Below are 7,113 nucleotides of genomic sequence, written 5' to 3' on the forward strand. Positions count from 1 at the left end.
CCCCCGACGGCCCCGGCCAGGTCCCGTACGGCTATCCGGGCGGGTACGGCCACCAGGCCGCGCAGCCGCCCGGGTACGGGGGTGTCCCGGGACAGGCCTACTACGGCTGGACCGGCATGGCGCCGGTGCCGAGCAACGGGCTGGGCGTGGCCGGACTGGTGCTGGGGATCATCTCGGCCGTCGTGTTCTGCCTGTGGCCGGTGGCCATCCTGCTCGGCGTCCTGGGCGTGATCTTCGGCGCGATCGGCCGGGGCAAGGCCGCCCGCGGCGAGGCCACGAACCCCGGCCAGGCCCTGGCCGGGATCATCTGCGGAGCGATCGGCACGGTCCTGGGCATCGGCTTCGGCGTGCTCGTCCTCGTCACCTCGCTCTAGGGCTCAGCCGGCGCCCCCGCCCGCCCGGATCCGTCCGCGCGCCTCCATCAGCGCGAACCCCAGCAGGTTCGGTCCCCGCCACCGCTCCGGGTCCGCCGCCCCCTCGTCGGCCGCCGCCAGGCCGATGCCCCACACCCGGTCCACCGGGCTCGCCTCGACCAGGACGCGCTCGCCCGTGTTCAGCAGGAAGGCCCGCAGGCCGTCGTGGGCCGTGAACTTGTGGACGCTGCCCTCGACGACGATGCGGAACCGCTCCTGCCGCCAGAGCGCCTCGTCGAAGCCCCGCACCAGCCGCCCGGCCTTCTTCGCCTGCGCGGGACGGTCCGCGGCGAGCACCCGCCGCTCCGCCTCCGCGTCCGCGAAGAGCCGGGCCTTGGCCGCCATCATCCAGTGCTCGGCCGTCGCGTACTCCACGCCCTCCACCGTGAACGGCGACGGCCACCACTGACTCAGGCAGCTCGCCCCGATCCGGCCGTCGGGCAGCGGCCGATGTCCCCAGAAGTGCAGGTACTTGACCCTCTTCCCGGCCCGCAACGCCTCGATCAGCGCCTCCCTGGAGCCGATCGTCCCCGCCGTCCCGCTCACCGCCACCCCGCTCACCGCCACCCCGTGGTCCCTTCCGTGCACGCGAGTCTGGCACGCACCACCGACACCCCGTCCTGCCTTTTCCGCAGTCACTCGACACCCGGTCGACAGATTTCGTCGCGTAACCAAATGGCAACAACGGAATCACTTGTTGGAGTCCCGTCCCTCTGTCAGGATCGGCACTCACATCGAGCTGGAGCCACGCCGCCCCCCTCGGGGACACGGAGGAGAGCGACATGCACAACCCGGACAACGCCACCCCGGACAACGCCACTTCGGAACGATTCCCCGCACGGGAGCGCTTCGCCGACGGGGCGCAGTTCATCGCGGGCCGCGTGACGAAGGGGACCTCGGGCCGCACCCACACGGTCGTCGACCCGGCCACCGGTGAGGGCGTCCTCACGTACGAACTGGCCGGCGCCGACGACGTGGACGCGGCCGTCGCCGCGGCCCGTGAGGCGTTCCCGGCCTGGGCGGGCGCCACCCCGGGCGAGCGCTCCGACGCCCTGCACCGGTTCGCCGCCGTCGTCGCCGAGCGCGCCGAGGACTTCGCGCAGGCCGAGTCCCTGCAGTGCGGCAAGCCGCTGAAGCTGAGCCGCGAGTTCGACGTGCCGGGCACGATCGACAACATCACCTTCTTCGCGGGGGCCGCCCGCCACCTCCAGGGGCAGTCGGCCGGTGAGTACTCCGGCGACCACACCTCCTACGTCCGCCGCGAGCCGATCGGCGTCGTCGGGTCCGTCGCACCCTGGAACTACCCCCTCCAGATGGCCGCCTGGAAGATCCTCCCGGCGATCGCCGCGGGCAACACCATCGTCCTCAAGCCCGCCGAACTCACCCCGCTGACCTCGCTCCTCTTCGCGCAGGCCGCCGCCGACGCCGGCATCCCGGACGGCGTGATCAACGTCGTCACCGGCACCGGCGCGGAGGCGGGGGAGCACCTCGTCGGCCATCCCGACGTGGCCATGACCTCCTTCACCGGTTCCACCGCCGTCGGCAAGCGCGTCGCCGAGATCGCCACCGCCACCGTCAAGCGCGTCCACCTGGAGCTCGGCGGCAAGGCGCCCTTCGTCGTCTTCGACGACGCCGACCTCGACGCCGCCGTCAACGGCGCGGTGGCGGGCGCGCTGATCAACACCGGTCAGGACTGCACGGCCGCCACGCGCGCGTACGTGCAGCGCCCGCTCTACGAGGCGTTCGTCGAGCGGACGGCCGCCCTGATGGAGACGGTGCGGCTGGGCGACCCCTTCGCCCCCGGCACCGACCTCGGCCCGCTGATCTCGCACGTCCAGCGCGACCGCGTGGCCGGCTTCGTCGACCGGGCGCGCGCCTACGCGCGCGTGGTGACCGGTGGCGAGGCCCCGCGGGGAGACCTAGGGAACGGCGCGTACTATCGCCCCACCCTCATCGCCGGAGCGCCGCAGGACAGCGAGGTCGTGCAGTCCGAGATCTTCGGGCCGGTGCTGGTGGTCCTGCCCTTCGACACCGACGACGAGGGCATCGCGCTGGCCAACGACACCCCGTACGGGCTCGCCGCCTCGGCGTGGAGCCGTGACGTGTACCGCGCGGGCCGCGCCACGCGCGAGATCAAGGCGGGATGCGTGTGGATCAACGACCACATCCCGATCATCAGCGAGATGCCGCACGGCGGTTACCGGGCGTCCGGCTTCGGCAAGGACATGTCCTCGTACTCGTTCGAGGAGTACACCCAGATCAAGCACGTCATGTTCGACAACACCGCGGTGGTCCGCAAGGACTGGCACCGCACCGTCTTCGGGGACCGATAGCAGCCAGGCCGCCCGACCCGCGGCCCTCCTCCCGAAAGGGCACCACGAGCATGGAGCAGTACGAGCCCGACCGCCTCTCCCCGGCCCAGGTGGCCGCCGTGCGGCGCAGCCTCCGCAATGGCCGGGCGGCCCTGACCCGCCGTTCGCTGCTGCGCGCCTCCGCGGGCGGCGCGCTCGCGGTCGGCGGAATCGGGGCGCTGAGCGGCTGCGGCATCCCCGCGGCCGGCAACCCCCAGGGCGGTGTCTCGGCGGAGGACCACTCCGAGAAGGAGAAGACCGTCGCCTTCTCCAACTGGACCGAGTACATGGACGTCGACGACAGCGGCCGCAGGCACCCCACGCTGGAGGCGTTCACCCGGCGGACCGGCATCAAGGTCACGTACACCGAGGACATCAACGACAACACCGAGTTCTTCGGCAAGATCAAGCCGCAGCTCGCCGCCGGCCAGGACACCGGCCGCGACATCATCGTCCTCACCGACTGGCTGGCCGCCCGCCTGATCCGCCTCGGCTGGGTGCAGAAGCTGGATCCCGCCAACCTCCCGCACGCCTTCACCAACCTGTCCGCCCAGTTCCGCAACCCCGACTGGGACCCCGGCCGCGCCTACTCCTACCCCTGGCAGGGCATCTCCACGGTCATCGCCTACAACAAGAAGGCGCTCGACGGCATCGAGGTGAAGACCCTCTCCGACCTGCTGGACGACCCGAAGCTCAAGGGGCGCGTCGGCCTGCTCACGGAGATGCGCGACACCATCGGCATGACCCTGCTCGACATGGACAAGGACCCGGCGAAGTTCACCGCCGACGACTACGACGCGGCGACGGCCCGGCTGCAGAAGGCCGTCGACAAGGGGCAGATCCGCCGCTTCACCGGCAACGACTACACCGCCGACCTCACCAAGGGCGACCTCGCCGCCTGTCTGGCCTGGGCCGGTGACATCGTCCAGCTCAGGGCGGACAACCCGGACATCGAGTTCCTGATCCCCGACAGCGGCTACATGACGTCCAGCGACAACATGATGGTCCCCAACAAGGCCCGGCACAAAGAGAACGCCGAACGGCTGATCGACTACTACTTCGAGCCGCAGCCGGCCGCCGAGCTCGCCGCCTACATCAACTTCGTCTGTCCCGTCGACGGGGTGAAGGACGAGCTCGCGAAGCTCGACGAGGACGCGGCGAACAACCCGCTGATCCTCCCCGACAAGGACATGCAGGCCAAGTCCCGTGCCTTCCGCTCCCTGAGTTCCGAGGAAGAGACGGTGTTCGAAGAGAAGTTCGCGAAGCTCACTGGGGCGTGACGAGATGAAGACGACGAAAGACACCACCACGGCCGGCAACGGCGGCGGGGACGTCCGCCTCACCGGCATCAGCAAGACCTACGGCGCCTTCACCGCCGTGCACCCCCTCGACCTGACCGTGCCGGAGGGCTCCTTCTTCGCCCTGCTCGGCGCGTCCGGCTGCGGCAAGACCACCACCCTGCGGATGATCGCCGGCCTGGAGGAGCCCACGAGCGGCACCGTCCGCCTCGGCGACCAGGACGTCACCGCGCTCCCGCCGTACAAGCGGCCGGTGAACACGGTCTTCCAGTCCTACGCCCTCTTCCCGCACCTCGACATCTTCGAGAACGTCGCCTTCGGTCTGCGCCGGCGCGGCATCAAGAGCGTGAGGAAGCAGGTCGAGGAGATGCTGGACCTGGTCCAGCTCGGCGAGCAGGCGAGGAAGAAGCCGCACCAGCTCTCCGGCGGCCAGCAGCAGCGCGTCGCGGTGGCCCGCGCGCTGATCAACCACCCCAGGGTGCTGCTGCTGGACGAGCCGCTGGGTGCCCTGGACCTGAAGCTGCGCCGCCAGATGCAGTTGGAGCTCAAGCGCATCCAGACCGAGGTCGGCATCACCTTCGTGCACGTCACGCACGACCAGGAGGAGGCCATGACCATGGCCGACACGGTCGCGGTGATGAACGCGGGCCGGGTCGAGCAGCTCGGCTCGCCCACCGACCTGTACGAGAACCCGCGGACCACCTTCGTCGCCAACTTCCTCGGCACCTCCAACCTCATCGAGGCCGAGGTCGACTCGAAGTCCGGCGACGAGATCGTGCTGAAGGCGGGGGGCGGCAAGCTCGTCCTGCCCGGGGCCCGCACCAGCGCGCCCACGGCGACCGGCGGGAAGGTACTGGTCGGCGTGCGCCCGGAGAAGATCTCCCTCACCCACGCCGACGACGCCGGCGAGATACCCGAGGGCCGCAACCGGATCACCGGCCGGATCGTCGACTCCAGCTTCATCGGCGTCTCCACGCAGTTCGTCGTCGACAGCCCGGCCTGCTCCGACTTCGAGGTCTACGTCCAGAACATCGACCGCGACACCCGGCTGGTGCCCGGTACCGAGGTCGTCCTGCACTGGAACCCGGCGCACACCTTCGGCCTGGACGCCGCCCAGTCCCCGCTCGCCGGGACGGTGGGCTCCGCGGGCGTCGAGACGGTCGAGGAAGAGGTCGCCCGATGACCACGGTCACCGAGGCGCCACCCCTGGCGCCCGCCCCGGAGAGGAAACCCCCGCGCAGACGGGGCCGCTGGACGCCGTACCTGCTCCTGCTGCCCGGTCTGCTGTGGCTGGTGGTGTTCTTCGCGCTGCCGGTGATCTACCAGGCCTCCACGTCCGTGCAGACGGGCTCCCTGGAGGAGGGTTACGAGGTCACCTGGCACTTCGCCACCTACTGGGACGCGCTGTCCGCGTACTGGCCGCAGTTCATCCGCTCGGTGCTCTACGCGGCCTCCGCGACCGTGCTGTGCCTGCTGCTCGGCTATCCGCTGGCCTATCTGATCGCCTTCCGCGCCGGGCGCTGGCGGAACCTGATCATGATCCTGGTGATCGCGCCGTTCTTCACCAGCTTCCTGATCCGCACCCTCGCCTGGAAGACGATCCTCGCCGACGGCGGCCCGGTGGTCGGCGCCCTGGACGCCCTGCACGTCCTGGACGTCACCAACCTGCTCGGCTGGACCGCCGGCGACCGGGTGCTCGCCACCCCGCTCGCGGTCGTCTGCGGTCTGACGTACAACTTCCTGCCGTTCATGATCCTGCCGCTCTACACCTCCCTGGAGCGCATCGACCCGCGCCTGCACGAGGCGGCGAACGACCTGTACGCCAGACCGTCGACCACCTTCCGCAGGGTCACCTTCCCGCTGTCGATGCCCGGCGTGGTCTCCGGCACGCTGCTGACCTTCATCCCCGCCACCGGCGACTACATCAACGCGGACCTGCTCGGCTCCACCGACACCCGCATGGTCGGCAACGTGATCCAGACGCAGTTCCTGCGGATCCTCGACTACCCGACGGCCGCGGCGCTCTCGTTCCTCCTGATGGCCGCGATCCTCTTCATGGTCACGTTCTACATCCGCAAGTCCGGCACGGAGGATCTGGTTTAAATGGCCTTCGTCAACTGGCTCAAGCGCCACCTCGTCGTCATCGCGGGGCTGTGCACCCTCGCGTACCTCATCCTGCCGAACGTCGTCGTCACCGTGTTCTCCTTCAACAACCCGAAGGGGCGCTTCAACTACGAGTGGCAGGAGTTCTCCACGGCGGCGTGGAAGGATCCCTGCGGTGTCTCCGGACTGTGCGAATCGCTCTCGCTCAGCCTCCAGATCGCGCTGTGGGCGATGCTCGGCGCCACCCTGCTCGGCACGATGATCGCCTTCGCGCTGGTCCGCTACCGCTTCCGCGCCCGCGGCGCCGTGAACTCCCTGATCTTCCTGCCGATGGCGATGCCCGAGGTGGTCATGGCGGCCTCGCTGCTCACCCTGTTCCTCAACATGGGCGCCCAGCTGGGCTTCTGGACGATCCTGATCGCCCACATCATGTTCTGCCTCAGCTTCGTCGTGGTCGCCGTCAAGGCACGCGTGATGTCCATGGACCCCCGGCTGGAGCAGGCCGCGCAGGACCTGTACGCCGGCCCGTTCCAGACGTTCGTCCGGGTCACGCTGCCGATCGCGGCCCCCGGCATCGCGGCGGGCGCGCTGCTCGCCTTCGCGCTCTCCTTCGACGACTTCATCATCACCAACTTCAACGCCGGCTCGACCGTCACCTTCCCGATGTTCGTCTGGGGCTCCGCCCAGCGCGGAACGCCCGTGCAGATCAACGTCATCGGCACGGCCATGTTCGTCGTCGCCGTCCTGCTGGTGCTGGTCTCGATGGCGATCGGGAACCGGCGCAGGCGGCAGAAGGCCTAGCGGCGGAAGGCCCGAAGCAGAGCACCGGGAAAAAGAAACCGCAGTCCCCCGTAGGGAGTTGAAATCATGGCCCCGAGCGCCATGAGCCGTTGGACGCGATCCCTCTCCGAAGCCCGGCCGGTGTCCTACTGGCTGGACGACCCCGGC

7 protein-coding genes are annotated in these 7,113 nt (G+C 69.8%); 6 read left to right on the forward strand and 1 reads right to left on the reverse strand.

Annotated features, from left to right (window positions below):
- Positions 1–374, forward strand: a 374-nt coding sequence (locus B7L92_RS33735) for a DUF4190 domain-containing protein (RefSeq protein WP_255311260.1), incomplete at its 5' end; no start/stop codon positions are given.
- A 3-nt stretch (positions 375–377) separates the two neighbouring features.
- Here B7L92_RS33735 and ybiA read toward each other — a convergent pair.
- Positions 378–980, reverse strand: coding sequence for a riboflavin biosynthesis intermediates N-glycosidase (ybiA, locus tag B7L92_RS33740; protein ID WP_107501692.1), 603 nt, complete (start codon positions 978–980; stop codon positions 378–380).
- A gap of 215 nt (positions 981–1,195) precedes the next feature.
- On the opposite strand from ybiA, the gene B7L92_RS33745 reads away from it, so the two are divergent.
- Genes B7L92_RS33745 through B7L92_RS33765 form a run of 5 tightly spaced genes read left to right on the forward strand, consistent with a single transcriptional unit; the run spans position 1,196 to position 6,966 of the window.
- Entirely contained in the window at positions 1,196–2,746 is a 1,551-nt protein-coding gene (locus B7L92_RS33745; RefSeq protein WP_081241066.1) for a gamma-aminobutyraldehyde dehydrogenase, read from the forward strand.
- 50 nt (positions 2,747–2,796) lie between these two features.
- Positions 2,797–4,044: an ABC transporter substrate-binding protein gene (locus tag B7L92_RS33750; RefSeq protein ID WP_081241067.1), complete on the forward strand. Its 1,248-nt coding sequence runs from the start codon at positions 2,797–2,799 to the stop codon at positions 4,042–4,044.
- Positions 4,045–4,048: 4 nt separating this feature from the next.
- Entirely contained in the window at positions 4,049–5,245 is a 1,197-nt protein-coding gene (locus tag B7L92_RS33755) for an ABC transporter ATP-binding protein (protein ID WP_081241068.1), read from the forward strand.
- A complete protein-coding gene (locus tag B7L92_RS33760) occupies positions 5,242–6,165 on the forward strand; it encodes an ABC transporter permease (protein ID WP_081241069.1) in 924 nt (307 codons plus the stop codon). The genes B7L92_RS33755 and B7L92_RS33760 overlap by 4 nt, the downstream gene beginning before the upstream one ends.
- Complete coding sequence (locus tag B7L92_RS33765; RefSeq protein ID WP_081241070.1) at positions 6,166–6,966, forward strand: ABC transporter permease; 801 nt, start codon at positions 6,166–6,168, stop codon at positions 6,964–6,966.
- Positions 6,967–7,113 lie beyond the last annotated feature (147 nt).

The sequence above is a fragment of the Streptomyces viridosporus genome (genome assembly GCF_002078235.1).
Classification (GTDB): domain Bacteria; phylum Actinomycetota; class Actinomycetes; order Streptomycetales; family Streptomycetaceae; genus Streptomyces; species Streptomyces viridosporus.